Annotated in this window: 20 protein-coding genes, 1 pseudogene and 2 CRISPR repeat arrays; of the genes and pseudogenes, 8 read left to right on the forward strand and 13 right to left on the reverse strand. The window is 49.8% G+C overall.

What is annotated here, in order from left to right; translation table 11 throughout:
- The first annotated feature begins 416 nt into the window (after window positions 1-416).
- Entirely contained in the window at window positions 417-737 is a 321-nt protein-coding gene (crn3, locus tag SPI6313_RS00060; protein ID WP_072619166.1) for a CRISPR-associated ring nuclease Crn3/Csx3, read from the forward strand.
- Between the two features lie 23 nt (window positions 738-760).
- Window positions 761-1,894, forward strand: coding sequence for an SAVED domain-containing protein (locus tag SPI6313_RS00065; protein ID WP_072619167.1), 1,134 nt, complete (start codon window positions 761-763; stop codon window positions 1,892-1,894).
- Window positions 1,895-2,317: 423 nt separating this feature from the next.
- Window positions 2,318-3,007: a CRISPR direct-repeat array (repeat unit 35 nt; unit sequence GTTTCCAATCAATTAGTTTTCCTGTGAAGGAAAAG).
- A 365-nt stretch (window positions 3,008-3,372) separates the two neighbouring features.
- Here SPI6313_RS00065 and SPI6313_RS00070 read toward each other — a convergent pair.
- The 11 genes and pseudogenes from SPI6313_RS00070 to SPI6313_RS00120 form a co-directional block, all read right to left on the reverse strand.
- Window positions 3,373-4,893 (reverse strand): tetratricopeptide repeat protein, encoded by a 1,521-nt coding sequence (locus SPI6313_RS00070; protein ID WP_072619168.1) that lies wholly within the window; start codon window positions 4,891-4,893, stop codon window positions 3,373-3,375.
- Window positions 4,890-6,299, reverse strand: a complete 1,410-nt coding sequence (locus tag SPI6313_RS00075) for a helix-turn-helix domain-containing protein (protein WP_072619169.1) — start codon at window positions 6,297-6,299, stop codon at window positions 4,890-4,892. Before SPI6313_RS00075 ends, SPI6313_RS00070 begins: the two co-directional genes overlap by 4 nt.
- 2 nt (window positions 6,300-6,301) lie before the next feature.
- Window positions 6,302-6,988 (reverse strand): Uma2 family endonuclease, encoded by a 687-nt coding sequence (locus tag SPI6313_RS24200; protein ID WP_072619186.1) that lies wholly within the window; start codon window positions 6,986-6,988, stop codon window positions 6,302-6,304.
- 84 nt (window positions 6,989-7,072) lie between these two features.
- Window positions 7,073-7,462: pseudogene (locus SPI6313_RS24205) on the reverse strand (four helix bundle protein); the annotation flags it as partial.
- Window positions 7,463-7,537: 75 nt separating this feature from the next.
- A CRISPR array of direct repeats spans window positions 7,538-8,149; the repeat unit is 35 nt; unit sequence GTTTCCAATCAATTAGTTTTCCTGTGAAGGAAAAG.
- Window positions 8,150-8,535: 386 nt separating this feature from the next.
- The gene (locus tag SPI6313_RS00090) at window positions 8,536-8,775 is read right to left on the reverse strand and encodes a hypothetical protein (RefSeq protein ID WP_072619170.1); all 240 of its coding nucleotides are present in this window, start codon (window positions 8,773-8,775) and stop codon (window positions 8,536-8,538) included.
- Between the two features lie 32 nt (window positions 8,776-8,807).
- Complete coding sequence (locus SPI6313_RS00095) at window positions 8,808-9,134, reverse strand: hypothetical protein (protein WP_072619171.1); 327 nt, start codon at window positions 9,132-9,134, stop codon at window positions 8,808-8,810.
- Window positions 9,131-9,658 (reverse strand): hypothetical protein, encoded by a 528-nt coding sequence (locus SPI6313_RS23815; RefSeq protein WP_217650440.1) that lies wholly within the window; start codon window positions 9,656-9,658, stop codon window positions 9,131-9,133. The genes SPI6313_RS00095 and SPI6313_RS23815 overlap by 4 nt, the downstream gene beginning before the upstream one ends.
- Before the next feature lie 90 nt (window positions 9,659-9,748).
- Window positions 9,749-10,027 (reverse strand): CRISPR-associated endonuclease Cas2, encoded by a 279-nt coding sequence (gene cas2, locus SPI6313_RS00105; protein ID WP_072619173.1) that lies wholly within the window; start codon window positions 10,025-10,027, stop codon window positions 9,749-9,751.
- A gap of 4 nt (window positions 10,028-10,031) precedes the next feature.
- Entirely contained in the window at window positions 10,032-12,026 is a 1,995-nt protein-coding gene (gene cas1 / locus SPI6313_RS00110) for a CRISPR-associated endonuclease Cas1 (protein ID WP_072619174.1), read from the reverse strand.
- A 542-nt stretch (window positions 12,027-12,568) separates the two neighbouring features.
- On the reverse strand, window positions 12,569-13,201 hold the full coding sequence (locus tag SPI6313_RS00115; protein ID WP_072619175.1) for a hypothetical protein: 633 nt from the start codon (window positions 13,199-13,201) through the stop codon (window positions 12,569-12,571).
- Window positions 13,202-13,485: 284 nt separating this feature from the next.
- Entirely contained in the window at window positions 13,486-15,015 is a 1,530-nt protein-coding gene (locus SPI6313_RS00120; RefSeq protein ID WP_072619176.1) for a tyrosine-type recombinase/integrase, read from the reverse strand.
- A gap of 374 nt (window positions 15,016-15,389) precedes the next feature.
- On the opposite strand from SPI6313_RS00120, the gene dinD reads away from it, so the two are divergent.
- Window positions 15,390-16,229: a DNA damage-inducible protein D gene (dinD, locus tag SPI6313_RS00125; RefSeq protein ID WP_072619177.1), complete on the forward strand. Its 840-nt coding sequence runs from the start codon at window positions 15,390-15,392 to the stop codon at window positions 16,227-16,229.
- A 278-nt stretch (window positions 16,230-16,507) separates the two neighbouring features.
- Here the strand turns inward: dinD and SPI6313_RS00130 are convergent, their stop codons facing one another.
- Window positions 16,508-17,131, reverse strand: coding sequence for a hypothetical protein (locus tag SPI6313_RS00130; RefSeq protein ID WP_139276407.1), 624 nt, complete (start codon window positions 17,129-17,131; stop codon window positions 16,508-16,510).
- Window positions 17,132-17,209: 78 nt separating this feature from the next.
- Complete coding sequence (locus tag SPI6313_RS00135; protein WP_072619179.1) at window positions 17,210-18,082, reverse strand: MarR family transcriptional regulator; 873 nt, start codon at window positions 18,080-18,082, stop codon at window positions 17,210-17,212.
- Window positions 18,083-18,208: 126 nt separating this feature from the next.
- Between SPI6313_RS00135 and SPI6313_RS00140 the strand changes: the two genes are divergently transcribed.
- From SPI6313_RS00140 to SPI6313_RS00160, 5 genes are all read left to right on the forward strand, one after another.
- The gene (locus SPI6313_RS00140; RefSeq protein ID WP_139276408.1) at window positions 18,209-18,544 is read left to right on the forward strand and encodes a helix-turn-helix domain-containing protein; all 336 of its coding nucleotides are present in this window, start codon (window positions 18,209-18,211) and stop codon (window positions 18,542-18,544) included.
- Window positions 18,545-19,622: 1,078 nt separating this feature from the next.
- Window positions 19,623-20,006: a hypothetical protein gene (locus SPI6313_RS00145; RefSeq protein WP_072619181.1), complete on the forward strand. Its 384-nt coding sequence runs from the start codon at window positions 19,623-19,625 to the stop codon at window positions 20,004-20,006.
- A 369-nt stretch (window positions 20,007-20,375) separates the two neighbouring features.
- Complete coding sequence (locus SPI6313_RS00150) at window positions 20,376-20,966, forward strand: ParA family protein (protein ID WP_072619182.1); 591 nt, start codon at window positions 20,376-20,378, stop codon at window positions 20,964-20,966.
- Complete coding sequence (locus tag SPI6313_RS00155) at window positions 20,959-21,858, forward strand: ParB/RepB/Spo0J family partition protein (protein WP_072619183.1); 900 nt, start codon at window positions 20,959-20,961, stop codon at window positions 21,856-21,858. The genes SPI6313_RS00150 and SPI6313_RS00155 overlap by 8 nt, the downstream gene beginning before the upstream one ends.
- A gap of 198 nt (window positions 21,859-22,056) precedes the next feature.
- Entirely contained in the window at window positions 22,057-25,284 is a 3,228-nt protein-coding gene (locus SPI6313_RS00160; protein WP_072619184.1) for an ATP-binding protein, read from the forward strand.
- Window positions 25,285-25,335: the final 51 nt, after the last annotated feature.

Here is a 25,335-nt window from a genome sequence, read left to right on the forward strand (position 1 = left end):
AGTTCTTGTGTAGAAATTGAAATCGTCTCCACTCGCTGGAGACCCTAATTGATTGGAAACGTTTTTGAAGGATGAGGGCAGAAGGCAGAAGGATGAATGGGAGCATTAGAAAGAGTGAAACTTTTTTCTAACCCTGTAAATTCTGCCTTCAAATTTCATCCTTCATCCTTCAAAAGAGACCCCCCTAGAGCGGAAAACCCATAGACTGGATACCGTCACCGCTGCGATCGCCCTAACCCAGTTCAGCCAACAGAGCAGAAACCAGCGCGATCCGTGGGAATCGTCCGGGGATTGTGTTGCCCTCAGTGCCGCAGCCCCGCGATCGCACCCCCTGAGCAGCGATCAACCGGATAAATCAGTTGGGCGGTGGCGTATCCTAAGAGGTTGAACCTGATGTCAAAAGGAGATAGACGAAAATGAGCGCGATCGCATTAACGTTAACAGTGCCAGAGGTGCAGCCAGAGCAGGCTTATCAACAGCTTAATATCGCGATCGCGGGGGGAATCGCAGAGCCGCAGGATTTGGTGGGGCTGCGGTTGCCGGAGGGGGTGAATTGGAGTCAGGGAGTGATCTTAAATGGTCGTGCGCCGATTTGGGTCTATGCCTATTTAGTGCATGAGTGCCACGCTGCCGCCTGGGTCGCCTGTTATGACCCACGTTTGGGGGGCGCGGTGGTGGTGGAATCCCACCGTAAAGGAGTGAATGTGGCGCAAGTGATTGCGCTCACGCCTGAGTAAACCGTGAACAGTGAGGTAAAACGATGTTACGAAAAGTTAATAGACTCAGCAGCACGATCCGGGTTCATTGGCGACCGATTATTCTCGAAAATCCGGGGGCATTGCTGGCCGCCATTGCTGCAATTCCCAGTGCGTTTTTAGCCGATTATGTTGCATCCTATGCAGGTCTGAAGACCTTAGCGATCGCTGGGTATGAATTTTATTTAGACAGTTATTTAGTGGCGTTCATTTTTATCACCCTGGTTTATTCAATTGGGGTCTTTGTCGAAACCCGCAAGTTTATTTTTTATAATCAGCGTGCGATTAGTCTGCCCACGATTATCAACATCGGGAACAAAGCAGACTCTCAGGATGCCCTCAAAATTTTAGTGCAAGCCTTAGCGGAACGTTTAAACCTGAGTCAAAATTACCTCTATGAACTTGAACGCTATCTCACGATCGCATCGGAAGACCTGATTTTTAACTACCCGATTGACATCAACAACCCCAGCGAACTCTACGACACCCTCGCCGTCATTCGCCATAACCTGACCCGACTCCAACGCCAAACCCCACGGGAGCATATTCTGGAATTGGTGTACATTGGCCCGATTGCGATCGCAGTCTGGTTAGGAGCCGTCACCCATACCGAATCGATTGCCCTTTGGCCCCACAGTAGCGACACTGAAAATTCCTATCCTCATCGGATCGCTGTTCCGCACGATTTACAAATGCTCTCACTACCGGAACAGCCCAAAAAGACCCAAAGTAATCTCGCGGATCTGAAGATCGCGCCGGAGACATCGAAGGGGAAAACATGGCTTGTGGCCTTGGATTTATCCTATCAGCCGCGCTTGGCTAATCACGACTCTTTTTTTGCGGATATTGACCATTGCCTCTACATTCGAGGGGTTAAAGATTCGGTCACCATTACCGATCATGAATACATTGACTACGCTCACGAAATTTATCAACACATCGTACAACTCGACACGATTTATGCCCCCCATTCGATTCGGTTGGTGCTTCGTATGCCGAATGTGTTGGCAATTATGCTGGGACGATCTTTAAAAACTCTCCTCCCCGTGGAAGTGGCGCACTACGACAGCACATCCCGCTCCTATTCTGTTCTCTTCAAACTCAATGATGCCCGCTTCCGCTATCGTCACATCACCTAATCTCGAACAGGGCGCGATCGCGAAACTCCGCACGCTCTCTAAAAATCCATGTTCTGTCGTGCGGGCATCTTGCCCGCTAGTCTCAGACAACATAGGGAGTCTCAGACAACATAGGGAGTCTCAGACAACATAGGGAGTCTCAGACAACATAGGGAGCAGGATGCTCCCACTCCATCAAAATCAATAGTCTTTCAACGTCTGCTCTGTACTGAGATGCAGAACATAACCGAATCATCCGCAGTACATACTGTTTTTTTCGTTCTTTCAAGGGAAGCAGTTTTGAAGGATGAGGGATGAAATTAGAAGGCAGTTTTAAAGGATGAAGGATGAGCTATGAAGGATGAAAAGAGAGTTTAAACAGTGAGGTTACACACTTATTCTCTAAATTCTGCCTTCATCCTTCTGCCTTCATCCTTCAAGAACGTTTCCAATCAATTAGTTTTCCTGTGAAGGAAAAGCCGAAACCTTTACCAACAAATGGATCAGCGGTTCCACGCTGGGTTTCCAATCAATTAGTTTTCCTGTGAAGGAAAAGAATCTACTGGGCAATTCGCTCAAAATAGTGGGGTGTTTCCAATCAATTAGTTTTCCTGTGAAGGAAAAGTCTGGTGGTCTCCACTGGTTCAGCGGTCGAAAAAATGTTTCCAATCAATTAGTTTTCCTGTGAAGGAAAAGTCAAGGACTCGTTGCCGCGTTTTCACGTAATGACGGTTTCCAATCAATTAGTTTTCCTGTGAAGGAAAAGAACTTGGAATGCGGTGGCCGTGTAGGCCATCTCCGTCCAGTTTCCAATCAATTAGTTTTCCTGTGAAGGAAAAGACGGGGAGGAAGAAGCGTGGACCAAGTTTTTTGGAGTTTCCAATCAATTAGTTTTCCTGTGAAGGAAAAGTTCGGAGTATCCTTAGGTGACCCAAACCTGGTCGCCGTGTTTCCAATCAATTAGTTTTCCTGTGAAGGAAAAGCCGTCTACCAAAAATTTATTTTTGGATGGGACCTGGACTGTTTCCAATCAATTAGTTTTCCTGTGAAGGAAAAGCCCTGGCAACACCTGCCAGAGACAGTTATCTGGTATAAAATTGTTTCCAATCAATTAGTTTTCCTGTGAAGGAAAAGGCTTGGGTTGTAGAACCCTCGCTGTGACTGGATTATAACACCCCATTTTCGTGGGATAGCAAAAAACACCCTAAAAGTGTGGGAATAATTCTCAATAAGCATCGGACTCAACGGCTGAAGCCTATATTTCATGCGGTCTCCGTGGGATAGAACGAGAGAATGCGGGTTTCAGCGATTTGCAACATCCCACGGCTTTTAGAGCATTTCGAGGCTATTGGTGCTAAATCCATTGAAACCTTGGTTTTTTGAACAGCTACAGCAAAATTGGGGCTTGATTGCTTGATTTTGTCGGATTTTCACGATCGCACCCCTTCCAGAATCCCCGAAACCATTGACTAGACTGGGTTTGCTGGATTTTGATCATCTTAACCCGATTTTGACTGAGAGATCGGGTCACCTTGGCCTCGTCTTGGCGTGGAATGGGGGGGACTCATTTCAGCCCGTAATTGTTGTTGAAACTGTCGAAGTTGGGGCACACTGTCCGACTGAACCTGTTGAGCCAAACGTAAAGCACGCCGAACATAAACCAACGCACGGGGAAACTCCGAAACCGCCCGATGAACCGCCGCCAAATTGGTCAGTGTGATGATCAGGTCAGCCGGAACACCCGTTAAACGTTGTTGACGGTAGAGATCGCGCAAGATGTCCCGCGCTTCGGGGTAGCGTTCCATGTTGAGATAGGCATACCCCAGATACGCCGCCGCCGACTCGATTTGTGGGGCGTGGTCGATTAACCGCGCCATCAGCAACCGTTGTTCATCCCAATGAATCGCCTGCTCCAGATCACCGGCTGCATCACAGCAACTACTCAATCCCCAGAGTCCTTCCAGAATCCCGATGCGGTCTTTGATCCGACTCGAAATTTTTAGGGTTTGGTGATAGTGGCGAAAAGCTGACTCGTAATCCCCTTCGCTGTAATGACAATTGCCGAGGGTGGTCAAGATCGCCCGTTGGAGCGTGGGAATATCGAGATCTTGGGCGATCGCCAACGCCGAACCTAAAACCGGATATGCCTCCGGGATACGGTCAAGGTCACAGTACACCTCCCCCAAACCGCGCAGGGCTTCGGCTTGGGTTTCCGGTTCCTGTTGCTGCTCGGCTAGGGCTAACCCGGTTTGATAGGCCGTGAGGGCCGATTCCGGTTGACCCTGTTCGGTGTAGGTATCTCCCAAGAGAACGAGGGCAAGGGCTTCGAGGCTGCGATGGCCGAGCTGACGCGCCAGGTCTAAACACCGCTGGGCCTGGGGGAGCGCCGTGTCATCCTGGGGGCGGACGCTGGCTAAATTCCCCAAAATCATCGCCAGTCCGCTCTGGGTTTTGTCGCTGGGTTCACACTGTTGGATCAGGTCGAGGGCTTGTTCAAAATAGTGGGCGGCGGCGGCGTGCTTCCCCCAACCCCGTTCGATGTTGCCCAGTCCCACCAGGGCGATCCATTGCCCGTGACGGTCGTTTGTGGTTTGGGCGATCGCAAAGTGTTGCTGATGGTACTCCTGCCCTTGGGTGAAGTCTCCCACCGTCAGGGCAATATTGCCGAGTCCCGTGAGGCAGACCGTATCACAGGCGGTATTGACTCGGTTGAGCAGGTGTTGATAGATCTGTTTTTGCCGTTCAAGATCGCCCCAGTTACCCAGTTGATGGTGGAGTTCTTCGGGGGTGCTGGGGTCGGGGATGATTTGGATGACCTGGGCGGCGCGGGGCCAGTCGGCCACGGTGGCGAGATGCTCAAAGGCCTGTAAATAGGGTTCCACTTGGGCCAAACGGGGAGCGGTGGCGCTCGGTGTTTCCACCGTCAGAAAATATTCCACCGCTGCATAGTCGCTCAAGGTGGCTAAAGGAACTGCATCCATATCAATGGCCAAGTCTTGGTAGAGAGTTGGGGCATTCATGGGGACTGGACAAGTTGTTGATAGCGTTCGAGGGCGACACTCCGCACGAGATGATGGAGGCCAAACCGGCGTTGATGGTGTTCGTCGATCTCGGTTTCGACCAAGAAGCGATGCTCTAAGGTTTGGAGGGCTTGTTCTTGGTGCAGGCGATCGCAGGGTGATCCTAAACGGCGGCTCAGGTGTTTGAGTTGAATCAACCATCCCTCTGGCTGGACGGGAATGCGATAGGCGGCAGCGGCACAGAGAAGCCAATAGGCGGACCGTTGTTGGTGCTGGAGTCGGGAAAGGGTGATTTCGAGGCGTTCTTGATTGACGGCTTGGCGCACCTGGCGAGTGAGGCGGTGGAGTTGCCAGTCATCGTCACTGCCGATCGCATCGTTTGCATCGTTTTGGGCTTGGGCGAGGGTGGTTTCGACATGGATGATCTGAGGTGCGATCGCGCCCCAATAGGCCGCCACATCGCCGCCAAAGGTTTCCCAAATTTCCCCCAAGATCACCCGCAACACGAGGGGATGGCCTTGATAGGCGGCTCCCAACCGCTGCAAACTCTCATCCTCAGCATCAAACCCGGTGGCAGTGAACAGGGCGCGTTGTTCGGCCGGGCGGAGTCCGGTTAAAACGTGACGCTGCCAAAAGGTGTGATAGCGGTGGGGGGTGATTTCGTGGGGGAGTTCTTGGGAGGTGAGGATAATTTTGCTGGGGTTGTCTTCACTGGCGAGGAACCCTAAGAAAAAATCCCGCCAATGGGGATCAACAAAGATCGCGCCTTGATCGGGATCGGATTCTGTGAGCAGGGCTTCGACGGAATCAATCACCAACAAAACCGGCTGTTGGCACAGATAATCCAGAAGGGTTTCCCGCAGCAGTTCGGGGTGGGTCTGTGCGGGCGGAATTTGAACCCCGAAGCTATCAAGCCACCGGATCGCGGTGCTGGCAAAATCGGTCGTTTTAATGGCGTAGTCAAAGTTGGCCCGTTGCCATTGGGTTAGGTCGTCTTGGAGTGCGATCGCAATTCGTTCAGCGAGGGCGGTTTTACCAATACCCGTTAACCCCACAATCAACAGCAGACGGCATTGTCCCTGGAGGGTGTGACTCAGATCTGCTGCGATCGCATCCCGTCCCACCCAACAGTCATCGTAGGCATGAAACCCGCTAAAGTTCCTGCGTTGGGGCGTTTGGGGCTGGGGTTCGGGGTTCATGATCTCCCGTGGATCAAGATCCAGCACATCACAAATCTCTTCAAATTTGGACAGGTACACCGGATGCCCATTCATAAACTTACTCACGGTCGATCGCGCCACCTCTAGATGCGCCGCGAGGTCGCCTTGGGTTAAAAAACGGTTCCGCTTCAACGCTTGCAACACAGTGGTTTTATGGTCAGGATGCAGACAGAGGGTGCGCGGCATGGTTAGGACGGGTTCAGCGTTTCGGGGTCGATGCCTAATTCTTTCAGTTTGGCCAGGGCGCGATCGAGGTGTTGTTGGGTTTGCGCTGCTCGTGCGAGGGCGCGATCGCGCTCCTCGGCAAATTCTTGCAAGGTTTTGAACGGTTCCCCATCGGGATAAAACACGCTTAAACCCTGCTCATATTGCTCAAACCGAATCTTCAGCAGGGGCGATGTCCAAGGCAAATCGAGGGGCATCACCAGCCGGGTTTCATCGTCGAGCGTCTCCCGCGCAAATCCCCAAAAATTGCCCGAATCGGGATCATAAAAATACATTTCCAGCACCCCATGCCGAGCATAGAAGGTTTGTTTATTGGCCATCTCTGCCACGGTGTTGCTCGGTGAGATGATCTCAAAAACGACTTGGGGCGCAATTCCCTCTTCTTCCCATTGTTTATAGCTGCTGCGATCGCACTGGGGACGACCCAACACCACCATCACATCCGGGGCTTGGCGGGGCGGGGTTTGACCGGGTTCGACCTGGACGGGATACCACAGCAAATCCCCCGCGACGAAGACGGTTTGCCCGGCAAAGTGTCGCCGCAGGTTTTCCACGAGGTAGACAATCCATTGATATTGCAATGTATTGTCTGCCATGGGTTTGCCGTCGGTGTCGGGATACTGGGTCGAGGTGATGGGGGTTTGAACCATGCCGCAGGCGGGGCGAGGGACAAGGACATTATAAAGGATGAAGGCTGAAGGCTGAAGGGGGAAAGGAAGAGAGGCTGATTTGATGCAGGTGATGAAGATGGCGATTAGTTCGTTGGTTTCGGCTTTGAGGGGTTCAATTTTTGGGCTGGGAAAGAGTTCTGCTTCGATTAATAAATCGAGCCAATAGTCGGTTTCGTCAAGTTCCTGAATCGCGACTTGCATTTTGCTCTTAAATTCTGCGTTTGAACGGGCGCGGCTGGCTTCTCTGTAGTGTGCTCCGATGGATGTGCCACTGCGGAATACTTGTTTCCCAATGGTTTGGGCGACGGTGCTTTGAGGCAATGCGGAATACAACCGAATGATTCGCAACGCATACTGTTTTGTTCGTTCTTTAAGGGGAAGCACTTTTGAAGGATAAAGGATGAAGGATGAAGGCTGAAATTTGAAGGCAGAAATAAGATTTTGCGTTTCCACTATTCCTGATTTCTCCCTTCATCCTTCATCCTTCTGCCTGCTACGCACGGGCAAAGCCCTACATCCTTCAAGAACGTTTCCAATCAATTAGTTTTCCTGTGAAGGAAAAGTCCGTTCCGATGGGACGGACATCCCTAGACTTCAATCGTTTCCAATCAATTAGTTTTCCTGTGAAGGAAAAGACTCTACTCCCCGTCCTCCCCTTGGACTAGACTAACCGTTTCCAATCAATTAGTTTTCCTGTGAAGGAAAAGTGTCAGGAACCAGCTAGGCTGGGACCTGATGACTGAGTCGTTTCCAATCAATTAGTTTTCCTGTGAAGGAAAAGCATTTTGCTGATTTAAGTAAAGACCACCCAATTTCGCGTTTCCAATCAATTAGTTTTCCTGTGAAGGAAAAGAACAATTCGTCGACGGCAGTCGGCGTTTTCCAAGTTTCCAATCAATTAGTTTTCCTGTGAAGGAAAAGCTGATTCCCTCGTCGGAGGTGCTAGACAAAGTTTGTTTCCAATCAATTAGTTTTCCTGTGAAGGAAAAGTTTGATTCTTATTGTTTCGCTGTTGACCTTAGGCGTGTCAAGTTTCCAATCAATTAGTTTTCCTGTGAAGGAAAAGCCTACCGAAAAGAACAACTCACTACGGGGTACTACTACCGTTTCCAATCAATTAGTTTTCCTGTGAAGGAAAAGGCTTGGGGTGTAGACCCCTTGCTGTGACTGGATTATAACACCCCATTTTCGTGGGATAGCAAAAAACATCCTAAAAGTGTGGGAATAATTCTCAATAAGCATGATGCTCAACGGCTGAAGCCTATATTTCATGCGGTCTCCGTGGGATAGAACGAGAGAATGCGGGTTTCAGCGATTTGCAACATCCCACGGCTTTTAGAGCATTTTCGCGTAAACTCGTGTAAATGGTATTTTTCATGACTTCATCAACCCCCAAAGCGATATTTGCCTGAAAAACCCTCAAAACCCTCAAAATGATACAGCCACCGACAAGCGTCAATGGCTGTATCCCTTGCCTAGTCAAGGATTCAAGCGAACTTGTTCCAGGTTAGGTCATTTCCAATCAATTATTGTCCCCGTCGGGACTCCAAACAACCCAGGGTTTGACCTGAATCATTTGGACAATTCAACGGAACAGCAGCCGCATCAAACACCACTTCAAACAGTCCTTGGGGGACTAACCGCCGTAGCACTTGCCCATAGTCCAGAGCCGCATTCCGTCGCCGAAATCGTGCCACCGTAACCCGCTGGCAATCCGGCAATAACCGCACAACGCACCACGGATGAAGTTGTTCAAAATAGGTCATCAGCCTGCTCCTACGCTGCATCTGTCCCCAGCTTAGGGAGAACGCTCCCCCCGAAACAGGTCATCCTGACCTGGACAAAGTCGTTGCCAGACCTCCGGCGGCACAGTCTCGAAATGCTCCCAGAGCCAATCCATCAACGCCAGATGCTGACAATCATGGGGACGCGGGAACCGATGATAAGACCCCGACCGGAACCAACCGCGCACCGTAGAGAGAGAGCGATCGCACAGTTCCGCCATCTCCTCATAGGTCACCGCCCACTTTTGATAAAACGCCTGGGGACTCATTTCCCGTTGACAATGGCGATACCAAACCATCAGCATCCGTTCCCGATCATGAAGAGGACGGGGGTGTTTCATGCATCCTCCTCCAGGCGTTCCAGGTCATTTTCCCAAGCCGTATCCACACTGCACCACCGCGCACTGGGGGCATCGGGGTCAAGATAAATCAGATAACACCAAAGCCACTGGCCGCTGTGGGAAGCGTAGCCATAAAAGCGACCCATCACGATCCCAAAATCGGCCAGTGCAATATCATCCTCCTCATCGGTGAACGGAACCCACTGCACCACTGCCCCCATCTCAAACCGAGGCGGTTGCGCTGACAGGAACATCGCCGGACTATCCGGGGGAATCGGCAATGCTCGACTGGTCATCAACGGTGCTGCTTGCCCATCCTGCAACGCCCACAGATACGCCCGAACTTGGGCTTCACTGAGGTTTTGAGCGCAATGGGTCAGGATGACTTTGGCCAAACGGTTGAGTGTTGCCTCCGCGAGGGGATAATCCCAAAGATTTTGAATCTGGTCGAGCAGTGGGGTAATGCCGTAGTCGTTCAAGGCTTGTTCGTAGGGCAGCAACGCCGCCGGAAGACGAGAATTCATGTAAACCATAGGTCGTGTTTTGAAATGAAGTGAACAGTTGAGGTCTCCTCTGGGCAAACAAGCGCCACAGGAGGTAGAACGATGAGCCTCCTACACCACGATCGCAGGGTCATCAATGGCATAGTCTGGCTGGATGCCCAGGACTTTGGTTTGGCTCCGTTGCCGTTTACCGAGGGGATAAAACCGGAGTTGGTCCGTGTCTAAATCCAGCAGGCGCAGCAAACGCGCTTCGAGCCGTTCATAGTCCGTCGGCGGCAACACAGCTTCAAACACTGACTTTTGAATTCGCAGCCCATAGGCTCCGAGGAGGTTCGCCACCTTCGTCCGGCGACGGTCTTGGACGATGTCGTAGCAAATCAAATAGAGCATGGTGCTATTTCCCCCAAAGCATCGGACGATAGGCCGGCACATCTCCCAACAAGGCCGCGATATATTCCCGCACCTGCAATTCAAAACACCGGCGCAGACTGACCTGATGCCCGGTAGTGGGATGGGTCACTTCGCTGTGGAGTTTTTCTTCCCAATGTTTGAGGAAACGCTTCAGGGCATCGGGTTGCAGGAAAACACCGCCCCGCTCATCGGCAGGGGTGAAGTCTTCGGCGGTAATGATGTTTTTGTTGACGACGTAGGACACCAACGAATCCACCACGAGGGCGCGAAATTCTTCGACGAGATCCGACACTAAGGCCGGGTGATTGTCGCGGGGCACATGGAGATTCCCGAAATGGGGATGCAAGCCCAGGGTTTCAATGAACGAGTGCAAGTTTTGATGCAGCAGGGTATAGCCCAAACTCAGCAAACTATTTACCGGGTCGGTGGGGGGTCGTTTGCTGCGCTTGCTAAAGCTCAAGTCTCCCTTGAACAGGGAACCTAAACCCTGGAAGTACAGTTTGGCGGCGTTACCTTCCATGCCGCGTAGGGCTTCGAGGGATTCGGCGAGGGGGAGATTATCCATTGCGATCGCCAATTGCGCGATCGCCTGTTGCGCGGCATCGGTGGCGCGGCGACGGTTCAACCGTTGGAGCAACACGCGGGAGTTTTGGAGTTTGGCGCGAATAATCGTCTCAGCCGTATTGCGAACCTGTTCCTCATCCTGGCTCCATTCCACCTGCCGGGAGAGATAATTCACTTTGGCTTGGCCATCGGTTTGCAACCGTCCGAAATACCGACCCCGCTGGGAGAGATACAACACCGGAATCCGCCGCGCCAGAGCCAGACGCACGGCCCCGTGGGAGAGGTTACAGCAGCCAAACAACACCACATGGCTCACTTGGTTGATGGGAATTTTGCACCGCAGTTCTTGGCGGTGAAACACCTGAAATTGATACTGTTGGGCTTTGAGATACGCCCCTTGGTCAGTGATATAGAGTGTGGTCATAAGGTCAGAAAAGAGATGATTAGGATTAGCAACAACAGAGGGTGGCGGTTGTTTGCGCAGGGCGCACACCTTGGGCGGTGCAGGTAATAAACGCTCAGGGCGACGAATCCGCCAGCGCGGCACACCGGAGGGCGAGAGTACCCAATACCCATCCCGAAGTTTGAGCGGTGAGGGCGGCGGCGGTGCGTAGACCTTGCCGTTGACAAAGCGATGGCCGAGGAATGTGAATTCCTGATCTGGGGGCGCGATCGCAGTTTTTTCGGAATTCAGCCGTAGGTAGAGTTGCGTTAACCCATCCTGAATCTGAGCGAGCCGGATTCTGGCTTCCTCAGCACTGTGGCAGACCACCACAAAGTCATCGCCATAGCGCACGAGGTTCATCCCCTGTTGCAAACATCGGGCATCGAATTCGCTCAGATACAGGTTGGCCAATGCCCCGGAGAGAACAGAACCTTGGACAACGCCTTGGGTGCGGCGCAGTCGTTGACCCCGCAGGATGACGGGAACCGTCAGACTTTGGTGCAGCAGAGCAAGATGATTTTGAGTCAATTCCATCTGCTCTAGGCTGTTCATCAGCAGTCCCCAGCACAGGCTGTCGAAGAACTGGGTAATGTCGGCTTTGATCACCCAGGCGGGCTGATATTGATAGTGCAGATAAAGATGCTGCACGGCTTGCTGGATACTGCGCCCAGGGCGATAGGCATAGCTACAGTCAGCGAACTGGTGTTCGAGTTCGGGATACAGGTCTTCAAGAAGCCACCGTTGGACGATGCGATCGCGCACCGTCGGAATCCCGATGAGCCGTTTACCCCCGTTTTCTTTCCGCAAATGAATCCCCCGCACAGGGCTGAGTCCGTAGGTCGCTGCATTCAATTGGGTCTGAATGTGGGACAGTTGCTCCGGCGCGATCCCTTTGAACAATCCCGGCGTGATGCCATCAATGCCTGGGCTTTTGCCGCCGTTCTGGATCAGCTTCCAGGCATAGCGCAGTTCAGGTAAAGTTACGTTTTGGACGTTCGTGGTTCATCACCTCCCTTGATTTTTGATGTTGGGTCCATCGTGGCAAGGGGGTGTGTGCGATCGTGTGTGTTTCTGAACTCAGGCCCGAACTCAGGCCGTAACCGTCCAAATACTGCGAGGTGAGTTCCCGCACTTTTCCTCAATAACCCAAGAAAAACCCAGCTTTACGGCTGAGTTTGTTAGTGTCGATGCGGCTTGTAGAGAAAGGAGAAATTCTAGGCGATCGCTTAACCGACCTCGGTTCACAGAACGAATGATACGGTTAATGGCGCGGCGTTCGTCGTCTTCAATAATCTTGATGCGATCGCACTACTATTTGGAAACATCCCACCAGCCAGTCGCCTGAGCAGTTTTTTCGCGCTGGGTGGTTAAATCATAGAGACGATTGGCAGAGCTAACACTATGCCCCATCAACATTTCGCTCATTAATCCTCCACTCCATATAGTCTGAAATGAAATCAATATTGCACGCTTGCTCTAAAGTTAATTTTGAAATTGGATAACCAACAATATTAAATATTAGTAAGCCAACCAAAGAAATACATCAATTCTTTTTCTTGATTGTGCCAAGTTTGATGACGGATGACATTAGTCGGGCGACCTTTGACTTCCGGAGTTATCAACCACTGGTGTAGCCCATCAACCTCCTTCTGAAGTGAAAAGCACCAATCAGCACGCTTGAGACTATATCTTCCTTTAGCTTGATTATGAGGTTTATCAATACAATGTTTAGTGTAATTGCCTCCAGAGAAGCAATCACATCGCTTGTTCGGATAAGAGTTTTCGATTGCACTATACCAACTTTGTTGTTTACACCATTTACGAAAAATCCGAATCGTCACCTTATAGCGTTGATGTTTTTTATCTAGATCAATATTCTCTGGCATCTTATTAAGAGTCCGAAAAAACAAAGAATAAAGAGTTAAAAGAACAGTAGCTTTAGCTCGCTCAAGCGGTTGTGGAGATCTTTGGGACGGCAAACAATATTCTGTCATGACAATATAAATATCATCTAGCAGTTTTGGATTTTGTTTAACCTCATCAGACGCTGCAAAGAGATCAAGAACTTGCGTAAGGTACGTGACTGATAACAAGCACGAATTGTGCTGAATCTCTTGGGAATCTGGAAAAAGATTAGTAAGCATTCAGGTCATGAGGATTTGGCTGTAAGCACTGCTCAGTATGGGTTTCAGCTATTTTGAGCTATTTTGTTATTCTCAATAAACAAGGCTGTAACCCCTAGTCTTGCGTAATTATTGAGAATGAACTGTTAGTTTAGAACTCACCTCGATTTTGAAAGCCTTGCTGTGACTGCGTTTCAAGTACCTGAATCCTTACAAAGATTAAGAGAAGGTTGGATATATTTGTCTGACTGCATAACGAATTAGGTACAGATTAATTGAAATTTCAAACAGGGAGAATTAGTCCATTACGAAGCTGATTTCCACCATTCAGTCGCCTTTTGCGTTTTTTCTCGGCTGGTCACTTGGCTATACACTCGATTGGCTTGATCCTTGCTATGTCCCATCAATTCAGCCAACGCTTCATCTTGTTCTGGTCGTCCGTAGCGTCGTTGAAATGTCACTGCAATCCGGCGAAAATCGTGAGGACGAACCCCTTTGGGTTCATATCCTAACTTTTCTAAAGCGCGAAACGTTGCCGCAGTCGTAATTGCCCGTATCGTTGCGTCCGTAGTAGGCTGACCAAACGGTTTTGAGTTAGGACTATTGCCGACCTGAATAAAAACTAAACTGTGATCTGTGTGAACCTGTGAGCGAATTTTCTCCAGCCAGTCATCCAAATCTTGAGTAATTTGCTCAGGTAAAGGGTATTCCCGACCTTTACCGGTCTTTGAGCCATTTTTATGACCTTCAGGTAAAAGTTTTACCCAGTAGCCGTTTTGTTCACGGAAGAGTGTTTTGCCCAACTCTAACTCCCGCAACTCGCGCTGTCGCACTGGACAATAGGTTAAAATTGCCACAATTAAATATTGCTGCCAACTACGAATTTGAGCAAATAAAGAACGAGATTGACCGGTATGGTAATACGGTGCTTTACAATCCTTGAGAAACTGAACTACTTCAAGGATTTGTTCAAATGGAACCAAATGATCATTGAGATGAATTCGATCTTTTTGCTTTTTACCCTTGCGGATTATGTATTGGCGTTTTAAGTTAATTTGATTAACTTCTTCTATATCGCTGTAGTCAACCTTCCGTGAAGCCTGCCCATAAAGAAATTTTGACGCGCCACTTGCAGCATTACAGACAAGCTCCATGCTGCGGTAGGCAGACCCTCGTTCATTGATATGCCAGGCAATATAGTCAGATAAAAGATCAACATCACAAAGCTGTGCCAAGGATAAACTCTCAAGAGGCTGCTTCTGGATATTGTGAAGCCAACCCATAAAGCGTTGGACTTCACGAGCATGACTTTGCCAGGTTTCTTGTCGTAATGCTGGTTGTTTGCGCGTTCTAACTTCTGGTTGAGTAGACCACTTTCTAAATGCTTCGAGCTGTGTCTTCAGGTGAGCAGTCCACTGCTGCCCCTTGAGTTGATACTGAGGCTGGGCTTTCCTAGAACGGCGATGTCGTTTGTAGTAATTACCCCCGGACATCGGTAAACAAACTTTATTCATTTGTGTTCCTGTGGCCGAGGCATACCAATTCTGTTTACGGCTCCACTGGTCAAACCGTTGAATAGCGGATTTGTAATTATTGAGGGTTCCTTTTGATTTCCCTGCTGTTAGGCTTTTTTCATAGGCAGACTGAAATAATTCTGTGATGCGAAGCATTAATTTAGAGCTTTGTTGATCGAGTGGTTCAAGTTTTTCTAATTGTGGAAGGCAGTACTTGGTTAGTGCTGTCCGAGTGTTGGCAAGCAGTTTGGGATTGGCTTGGACAGGTTCAGACTCAGCAAAAAGGGCTAAGACATCTGCGAGAGAGGATATGTGTGCCATGGTGTTCCGAATAATGGTATATATGTATTGTATGAACTGATCATGAATGACAAATCATGGTGAAACGGAATCGATCGCTCCAATACTGAACTTCCCGTGGGTTCTGAACCCCAAGCCCGCACATCACGAGCAACCTCTCAGAGGATTACTACAAGCTTACAACGGGTGCTGATACCAACCAAAGTAGAAATGAAAAAAGCTGATGAAAGCAAAAATATCTTTAAAGCTAGTGTATGAGAGTATTCTAGAATTTAGATTTATGCAATGAATAGGATTAGTTTTCATACCAATCCTATCGAGCCGATGAATGGTTGCAGCCCTCTGGGAAAATGTGAATCGGCAACGGATTAAGCCCCCTAATTGGAGACGACACCATGCACGCTGAGACGATTAGTGAATTGACGGATACCTTTGAGGGTCATGCCCAACAGACTGAGCAGGGGGTGGAATACTGGCTGGCTCGTGATCTTCAGCATCTTTTGGGATATGCCAAGTGGCAGAATTTTACTCGTGTGATCGATGATGCCAAGATTGCCTGCGATGTCAGTGGTCATGAGGTGTTAGACCATTTTGCTGATGTCGGTAAAATGGTGCAGATTGGCTCAGGGACGAAGCGACGCATTCAGGATATGATGCTGACTCGTTTTGCGTGCTACTTGATTGCCCAGAATGGTGATCCTCAAAAGTCTGAGATTGCGTTTGCCCAAACGTATTTCGCGCTCCAGACTCGTAAGGCGGAACTGATCCAACAGCGTTTTCAAGAGTCTGAGCGGGTTTCGGCACGTCATGATCTCAAGGCGACTGAAAAGGAGTTGTCTAAGGTTATTTTTGAGCAAACGGGGAGCGATCGCCACTTTGGTCTGATTCGCAGTAAGGGAGATACGGCTCTGTTCGGACGCTCAACGAAGCAAATGAAGGCGACCTGGAATGTGCCGGACAAGCAGCCTCTGGCGGATTTTGCCCCGACGATTATCCTCACGGCGAAGAAGCTGGCGGCGGAAATCACGATCCACAATACCCAGGAGAACGATTTTCGCACTGAGCCGGAAATCAGCGATGAACACACCACGAACAATGCTACGATTCGCGGTGCGTTGCTCGATCGCGGCATTCGACCGGAGCGTTTGCCCCCGGCTGAGGATATCAAAAAGGTGGAACGGCGTTTGAAGTCGTCCCAAAAGAGGTCGTTGAAGAATCCAGAGCGGTTGGAGTAGCGATCGCATTTGGGCCACCTTTGAGCAAGGGCTAGCCTGAGCTGAGTTACTGGGTTGTTCGATCCGGATTTGGGGTTATGGAGTCTTGGAGTTCTTGTTCTGTTGTTCTGACAAACTGGTCAGGATGGGCAAGGAGTAAATCGATTTGGAGGAGAGGGCTGATTTTAGCTCTCTCTATTGTTTTGCGATCGCTCAACGATGTGATTTTTTTCTTACGAAACGGAAGATGAGCTGGGGAAGCTTTTGGAAGTCCTTATTTTGTATGGGTTCTCTATCGTTCATTTTCTTTTGATGCAGTCGAGAATTTCTGAGATGGGGCGATCGCTGCCAATCAGATATTTAATACTGTGAACTCTGCTCGACGGCACACGCTTGGATTTGGTGATCCATTTCTCGCGCCGGGGGCAAAATTCACCCCACTGATAGAACCAGTTGAACTGCTCTGGATAGTCGAACGCGAGGTCTTTCGGCACACGCTCTCCGGGCACGACGGGATAAGTTTTGCCATTTCGTTTCTCGACGATCGGGGAGAGACTGCCGCTGGCTTTTCCTTGCGGTCGCCCTCGTTTAGGTTTTCGTAAGGTAGAAATCCGCTTCTCTATATAGGCGATCTGAGCATCCTTATCGGCGATCGCACTCTCGCGCCATTTCCCCTTCAACATCTGCTCATAATCACGACGAATCCGATGCAGGCTCGCTAGCTCTGCTTCAAGCAAGTCAAGGTCATCTACGGAACGGCGCTCATCACAACAATGGGACGGCTGATATTCCCACGTTCCATTCAGCCATGTTGGCCGCATCCATTCGACGGGCTTTGCAATCAAATCCAGTAATGGTGTACTAGACTGCTTCGGTGCTTGCTCCTGGCGTTTTTGAAATTGCTCAATATCTTTAGGGTTCATACCAAGTTCCTCCAAACACTGAGCTGTCCGGCTGTCTCTGGGCGATCGCATCCCAATCGGCGGGATATAAAGCACGGTTCATCGGCATGGCTTACCCTCCTTTTGAGCGAGTTCACCTTGAGTAAAGCGGCGCAGTTCTTCCAAAGTGGCGGCGCGTTTGGCCTTGTAAGCCTCAATATCAAAATCACCGGCTTGCCATTCATCCCACGAAAGCCAAGCTCCATCACAGTGGATTAAATAGTCGCCGTTTGTCTTGCGGTCAAAATTCGCGATCTCACCATTTGCGATCGCAGCTTGTAAAATATTGAATTTTTCATCAACCGGCGCAGCGGAATATTTACCTCCACTAGAATTTGCCAAGGCCCCTGGATACTTGAATTTGAATTCGTTCCAATACTCCGGCCAATGCTTGTTGAGCCATGCCGTTGAGGATGCGATCGTAAACGGTGAAGACTCGATCTTTTTCAAACAAAATTTTTCAAAACTCTCTCTCAATTCCTGTGTGAGAGAGTCTAAATAGTCTGAATAAGTCTTAGAGACAGCAGAATCCTTGTCTTCACTGGGTTCTGGCGGTTGAAAGTTGTGTGACGGCCGCGAAAGTTGTGTGACGGCCTCAGAAGTTGTCTCACGGCCGCGCAAGTTGTGTGACGGCCGCGAAAGTTGTGTACACACAACTTTGTTGTCTGAGGACAACTTTGGATTTTTGACCCGAATCTTCACCTGTACCATTTCGAGGTCAATCCAATCCCCTTCGGCCAAGACTCGCAGGGCGCGGCTAATCGTTCCTTTGTTCCGACCGAGAGCATCGGCAATCTCAGTCACCATCAACTCGACCCCATCCCCAAACGGGTCTAAAGTCTTGAGGTAAAACAACACATCACGCTCGGCTGGCTTGAGGGATTGTGCTCGCATCCACTCGTCATGGGTGAGTTTGTAGAATTTGTCTGTCATAATAGAAGTAATGAAAATTTTAGTTAATCCGGAAGATTAACAGTACTTACTACTATACATCTTCTGGATTATTTTTCCCTTACGAAAATGTCAAACTTCAACCTAGCTCAAGCATTTAAGACATCCATGGATGCTGCTGGCATTCGGCCAAGTCGTTTAGCCGAACGAGCAGGGCGGTCACGGCAAAATATTTCAGACATTCGCAACGAGAAAGTCAGCCCCAACATTCGAGACTTTGGCGAGTTATTGGCGATCGCTGAAGAGATGTCGCCGGGGTTCATGGAGCGTTGGGTGGCGGAGTTGGTCGGCGCATCCGATGTTTTTTCCGCAGGGGCGATCGCTAACCTCGACCGAAAGCAACTGTCGATGATGCTTCACCTCATTGCTGATCAACTGCGTCCTAAGTCACCATCGCCTCAGCATCAGGCTAAAAGTAAGGAAGAAATTTTAGCCGCGTCTTAAGGCATGTCATCAAATACGTTTGAACATCAGTCACTATTGGAAAGTGAGCATTTGTTCTTAAAAGGACACAAACTACTGTTGTGGGTTGGCTCTTGGTCTAGTTGATGACACGCCCTAAGTCTGTCCTTCAGATGTCCTACAACGATTTCACATCGGGGTAAGCTAATCGCCATTTAAATTTCCAGGGCGATCCTCTTATAGCAAGGGCTTCAGGTTTATTGACATGCAGTTTAGATGCTGATCAGCTTAACGATGAAATTGTTGTTCACTCTTCGACCACGGCAGGAACACCGCGCCGCCGTTGTAAAGCGTGCGGGAAGGTCTGGAGCTTAGATTCCACTCCGAATTTTCCACCCCTGCCGATCAATGTTTGGGGTGTTTAGTTTTTTGGGGTGTAGGAGTCACGCGGTTTTTCTGTTCGAGTGTGTTGGTTGATTCCCTCTAATCGATCTCGACTGGGCGGAGAAAGTGAAGCGGTATCTCTGATGAAGCCCAGCTTGTTCACAACTGAATCGCCCCCATCGCCCGCTATAGGATTAAGGAATCTTAATTTTATAGCGGGCTTTATAGCGTATGGCCTATCCTAAACAGTTAACCCTAGCCGAAAATATCCGAGTGTTACAGCAGCAGATGAGGCTCCCTTAGACTCAGCTTGCAGCAGCAATTGGGGAAGAGGCCGAGACTCGTTTCGTAAGAAAAAAATGAGTATTCATCGATCACTCACGGAAATGTATGCCGAGAAAACCCAACAAGAAACTAAAGTCAGCACAGCAAATCCTATCGGCTGAAGCCCTCGACCCCACAGCAATGCAAGTGAAGTCCGAACCCGGTAAGAATGTGCTGGTGACAATGAAGTCTGGGAACACCTCGCCGGGACAACCAGCGCCCCGTTTGATGCGGGGGAACACAACGAGATTGCGGTAAAAGTGATTGGCGATCGCGGCAATGAGTTGTTGGTGACGAAAAGCTTGTAAGTAGCTTGGGGTAAATAAACCGAGGTGGAAATGACTGGAACCGTCATTCTGCCGTTGTTCCTACCTCAAACTAATTATCCGTACCTATTTAATGGTGAAAATACATGAATGAAGAAACAAGGCTCAATATTATTTCAGAAGTCAAGAGCCAATTTTTCAATCATCAATCCTGCTATCTAGAAGTCTATTTAAATCTGTCTGCGGAGATAACAGAAGGATTTTTAGGTGGCATAGATGAAGAAAACTCTCTTGTCATAATAGCAGCTAGCGGTACTCTTACAATTCATAATGCGTCTCATGAAATGCTCTTGGAAGTATTAAGTCTCTTCAATTCTTATGGATGGATGATTTTTCATTATCACGAGAATCAACAAAGTGAGACAGAAGAGAAAACAACCATTAAAATCTCTCATTATGAATACTTTCTTCAAAGAGTATTATATGGGCGTCCTTTGAGACCCGGAACTAAAATGGGTCATAGCTTTTAGTCAAGGATGGAGGAAAAGATGGACTCCTTCCTTTTTAACCACCTCTCTCTGACTCGACGATTTTAGTCATGGATGAACATCCAGACTGATAACTGAAATGGCCTACGAAGTTAACCAATCCATCCTCAATAACCCATTTGATGAACCACAGCGATACTGGTTTAAATGACCAGAACTTCTTACCGGCCGCCGTCCGTCGATTGTGTAACCACCCTGCGAAAGCAATGCTACTTGTGACGCGATCGCGCATCCCAGAAGTCACACCAGAGACCGGAATTTTTGCACCGTTCAATTTGGGGCATAACGTTATGCCCCAGGGTAGAATCATCTACAGCGACACATTCTGACGCGCTCTCTACTGGAAAAATAATGCTGATTACCATCACCTCATTCAAAGGTGGCGTGGGCAAATCGACCTCAGCCGTTCATCTTGCGTGTTACCTTGCTGAACAGGATTCGACGCTCTTAGTCGATGGCGATCCAAATCGCAGCGTCTTGAACTGGCATCAACGCGGCGCACTGCCGTTTCAGGTGTGTAGCATGGCGGCCTCACCTAAATACGTTCGCCACTATGAACATATTGTGGTCGATACACCGGCTCGTCCAAACAGGGAAGATTTGAGAGAATTGGCCGAGGGGTGTGATGTGCTGCTGCTGCCGACTCGCCCCGATGCCCTCTCGGTTGATGCGATGCTCCAGACGGTGCAATTGTTAGAGGAGTTAGAGTGTCAACATTACCGGATTTTGCTCACGATGACCGGGCGTTCCAAGATGACCGCTCTGGCCCGAGAAGCGTTGAGTCATTTGCCGCTGCTCAATCGTGAAATCCGGCATTATGCCGCTTATGATAAGGCGGCACTTGAAGGCTGTCCTGTTTACGAAGTCCGTGATGATCGCAATGCCAAGATTGCCTGGACTGATTATGCTGCTGTTGCTCAGGAATTATTAGCGCATGGTTGATCGGAGCAAATTATTTCAAAATCTGGCTGCCCGGCAGACCTGGCTTGATGAGGAACCTAGTGAAGCACCCGAACCTAATGAAGTGCCCTTGGCGACAATCAAACCGAACCCGCACCAGCCGCGCCGCTATTTTGACCCGGAAGCGTTGGCGAACCTTCAGACGAGCATCAGTGAGCATGGCATTTTAGAGCCACTTTTGGTGCGTCCACATAACAAGGGCTATGAGCTGGTGGCGGGTGAGCGTCGCTATCAAGCGGCTAAGGCGCTGGGTCTTAAGACAGTTCCGGTGATTATTCGGGAACTCTCGAACCAAGAGACGCTAAAAATTGCCCTGACTGAGAATCTGCAACGGGAGGATCTCAACCCGGTTGAGGAAACTCAGAGCATTCTTGAGTTGCTTGCTTTGGAGTTGGTGACGAATACGGATGAAGTCCGATCGCGCCTCAATAAGATGAAACATGCCCACGATCGCGCTCAAGATCTCAATACGATTGAGGGGGCAGGGCAGATTGATCAACTGTTGATTGGCCTGGGGTATCAATGGCCATCGTGGGTGAAGAATCGCCTCCCGGTCTTAAATTTACCGCCCATCATTTTAGAAGCTCTGGCTCAGGGGCAACTGAAATATACGGCGGCGATCGCGATCGCAAAGGTTAACGATGAAACGGCGATGCAGACGCTCTTAGACCAGGCGATCGCGGAATCATTATCGGTCGCGCAGATTCGCGATCGTGTTCGTGGGTTGAATGCCCAGCCCCAAGATGAATTCAAAGTACGGTGCGATCGCGTCTTCAAGAAAATTCGTAGTGCCGAGGCTAATCTGAACACGAAGCAACGGCAGAAATTGGACAGTTTATTGGCCCAACTTGACCAACTTTTGGATGGGGCATAACGTTATGCCCCAAATTTTTCCTATCGTCTGGGGAGACTGCTGAGGTAAAGAGTCTTGATTGGATACAGACCCTTTACGACGGGTCAGGGTATAATCAATCAGCTCATTCTAGAGCGTGATTCACTGGAGTGTCTGCCAACAACAAAGCTCCATTGTTCTCACAACTGTATTCTCTCAGCAGTCACCGTTTGTTTGCGTATGCTGGAATCAATTTTTGCGACTTGTACTCCCCGGCCTGAGATCCAAGCTGGAGAGCTGACTGAAGAAATATTTGCGGCCAAAATTCAGCCGGTGGTAGAAGGAAAAGCACCACAGGTTTATCAAGACCCATCCCGGTTTTTTGCGAATACGTTCCCGACGGATGGTGTAAAGACCTTAATTCGAGAAGTGTTTGGACGGTTGACGGGTCGGGATTCAGGGTCGCCGGTGATTCGGTTGGAGACGAGCTTTGGGGGTGGGAAAACCCATGATCAGATCGCGCTTTTTCACATTTGCCAACAGGGTCGGCGCATTCAAGGATTAGAACGATTTGCCGATCTAGATTTAATTCCGGAGTATGCGGTGCAGGTTGCCGCGATTGATGGGCGCGATCTTGACCCGCAGAATGGGATTTTCCACGGGGATACGGGTGTGACGACCTACACCCTATGGGGGGAGATCGCCTATCAGGTGGGGGGCGTGCGGGGTTATGAACTGCTCAAGGGATCGGATGAGAATGCGATCACGCCGGGGACATCGGTGATCGAGCGATTGATGGATAAAAATCCGACCGTCATCATTTTGGATGAAATTGCCCGACATCTCCGGGCGGCGAAGGCCAAGGTGGTGGGTAAAACCGATTTGGCGGAGCAGGTGGTGGCGTTCCTCTTCTCGTTGATGGATTTGGCGGCTTCTGCCAATAATTTAGTGCTGGTTTATTCGTTGGCTTCGGCTTCGGATACCTTTGCGGATGAGACAGCAGAACTGAATGAGTTGATGCGGGCATCGGCTCGTCAGGAGCGGGTGCTGAGTCCATCAACGGATATTGAAATCTACAACATTGTGAAGCAGCGGGTGTTTAGCAGTGTCAGTGAGCAGGCAGCAGAGGCGGCCAAGACGGAATATAGTCAAGCCTATCGGGGCAGCCGTCTCAATTTGCCGGATGGGTGTCAGGATTCGGATTATGCTGAGGCGATCGCGCAATCCTATCCGTTTCATCCAGAATTATTCAAACTGTTGACTCAGAAGGTCGCTTCGATTCCAGATTTTCAACGGACGCGGGGGGCGTTGCGGTTGTTTGCGTTGGTGGTGAAACATCTCTGGCAAGACCCCAGCCAGTGGATTCCGATGATTCACACGCATCATATTCCGGTGGGTGTTGACCGACGAGTAACCGATGAGCTGACTTCGCGCTTACAGCGTCCGTTGATGCGGCTACCGATTCAGGCGGATATTTTTAACCTTAATGGGCGGGCGGCCTATGCCCAAGTTCAGGATGAGCAATGGGTGGTGGCCGGGAAGCCCCCGTTTACGACTTGGGTGGCACGAACTATTTTTCTCCATTCACTCACCCAGGGGATTTCGTCGGGGATTCGGCGGGCGGAGTTGAATCTGTCGGTGTTGACTCCAGGGGTGGAGAGTAATTTTGTGCAGAATGTGTTGGACACGCTAACCAAAGTGGCGTGGTATCTCGATGATGACCCGCTGGAGTCGCGATCGCGCTTCAAAGAGGAACCCTCAATCAATAAAATCATTGCTGAGGAAAAAGAGCAGGTGGGCAAGGGAGAAGCCAAGGATGAACTCCGCAAGCGTCGGGATAGCATGTTCGCAACGCAGGCCTTTCGATTGGTCGCCGCGCCGCAATCACCGGGAGATGTAGATGATGTCTCGGACTCGATCGCGCTCTGTGTCATGGATTTTGATGATGCGATGGTAGAGTCTTCCCAAGACCCCGCCCCGCAGATTGTAGAGCGAATTTTCAGCAGCACAGGGGAAGCCGGGAAATTCCGCACCTTCCGGAATCGGTTGTTGTTCTTGATGGCGAATCGTCAGACCTTCGATAAAACCGTGGAACTGATTCGGGAATATCGGGCGGTTCAAACGATTTTGAACAGTCCGAATCGATTGGACGATATTTCAGAAAGTCAGAAGAAGCAATTACGCGATAAAGGCGGCAGTCTGGATTTGCAAGTACGGGTGTCAATTACCAATGCCTATCGACATCTTTTTTACCCGGCGAAGGATGATGTGAAGGCTCCCAAGGGTTTAATGCACTATACACTCACACCTCAAGATGCGAGTGATGTGAAAGGGAAGACGATCAATCAACAGGCGGTGATTTTGCAGGCACTGCGGGATTGTGGCAAGGTTCGTACCGAGGAGACGATTCGGACGAGTCCCTATGCTCCGGCGTTTGTGTTGCAGCGATTTTGGCCAGCGGGTTTAGATTCGATCACAACAAAGGGGTTACGGGATGAGTTTGCCAAGAATCTAGCCTTGAATATGCCCATTGATGCGGAGATTCCCCCGCTTCGCGCCACAATTCAGCAGGGTTTAGAGCAAGGTCAATGGGATGCGAAGGTAGCCGATCGCGTTTATATCAAAACGCCTGAGAATCCTTCATCGCGTTTGGAGATGGTGGAGTTTTCCGATCGCGTTGTGCTGTATCGGCGGGGGATTTTGGAGCCGCCGAAGCCGCGAGTGGTGGAGTTCTTCGCGGAGGTGCGCCCCGCGTCAGGCGATGCCAAGCCGGTGGCGTTGCGGTGGCGAGTGCGGGAAGCCTTGAGCGTTAGTTTATTTCAGAATGAGCAACTGATCGCAGAGGGGTTATCTCCTTCGGGCGATCGCACTCTCGAAATCACCCAAACCACGACATTCAAGATTGTGGCGGACTATGGCAATGGGGAGATAGTAGAACAAGTCGAAACGGCTCAGGTGTACGGAACAGGAACACCAAAACCGCCCAATGGCCATGACACGATCACCCCACCGCCCCTATTCGAGACCAAGCCGGAGCGATTTGAGTTGAGTGGAACGCCCCAAGGGGTTTTGGCACAACTGCGCGATCGCGCCTCTGACGACAAAATTAAAGCCATCAAGGAATTGAAGATCACGGTAGATACTCCCCTCGATTATTTACGGTTGATGACGGCGGCTTCTTTGTTGGCGCGATTGAAGCCTGATATTGATCAGTTAGTGACGGTGCAGGCTGGAGGACAATTTTTGCGGCTGGAATATCAGGGCGATCAGCGAGGGTTTTCGACCACGGCGAATGTGGTTAAGAATTTTCTGAATCAGAAGAATTCCACTGGAACGGTGCGCCTAAGCTATCGTTTTGAATTTGACACACCAATTGAGCCAGCCGGAAACGAAATCTCTCAAATTGAGCAGGGATTAACCCGGAATCCGGTCGATCGGTTGATTTTGGCTGTCGTAGTGGAGTATTAGATAATGTTTTGACCTAAAGTAGTGCGAGCATCTTGCTCGCTGTGGGGATTG

This window comes from Spirulina major PCC 6313 (assembly GCF_001890765.1).
Taxonomy (GTDB): Bacteria; Cyanobacteriota; Cyanobacteriia; order Cyanobacteriales; family Spirulinaceae; genus Spirulina; species Spirulina major.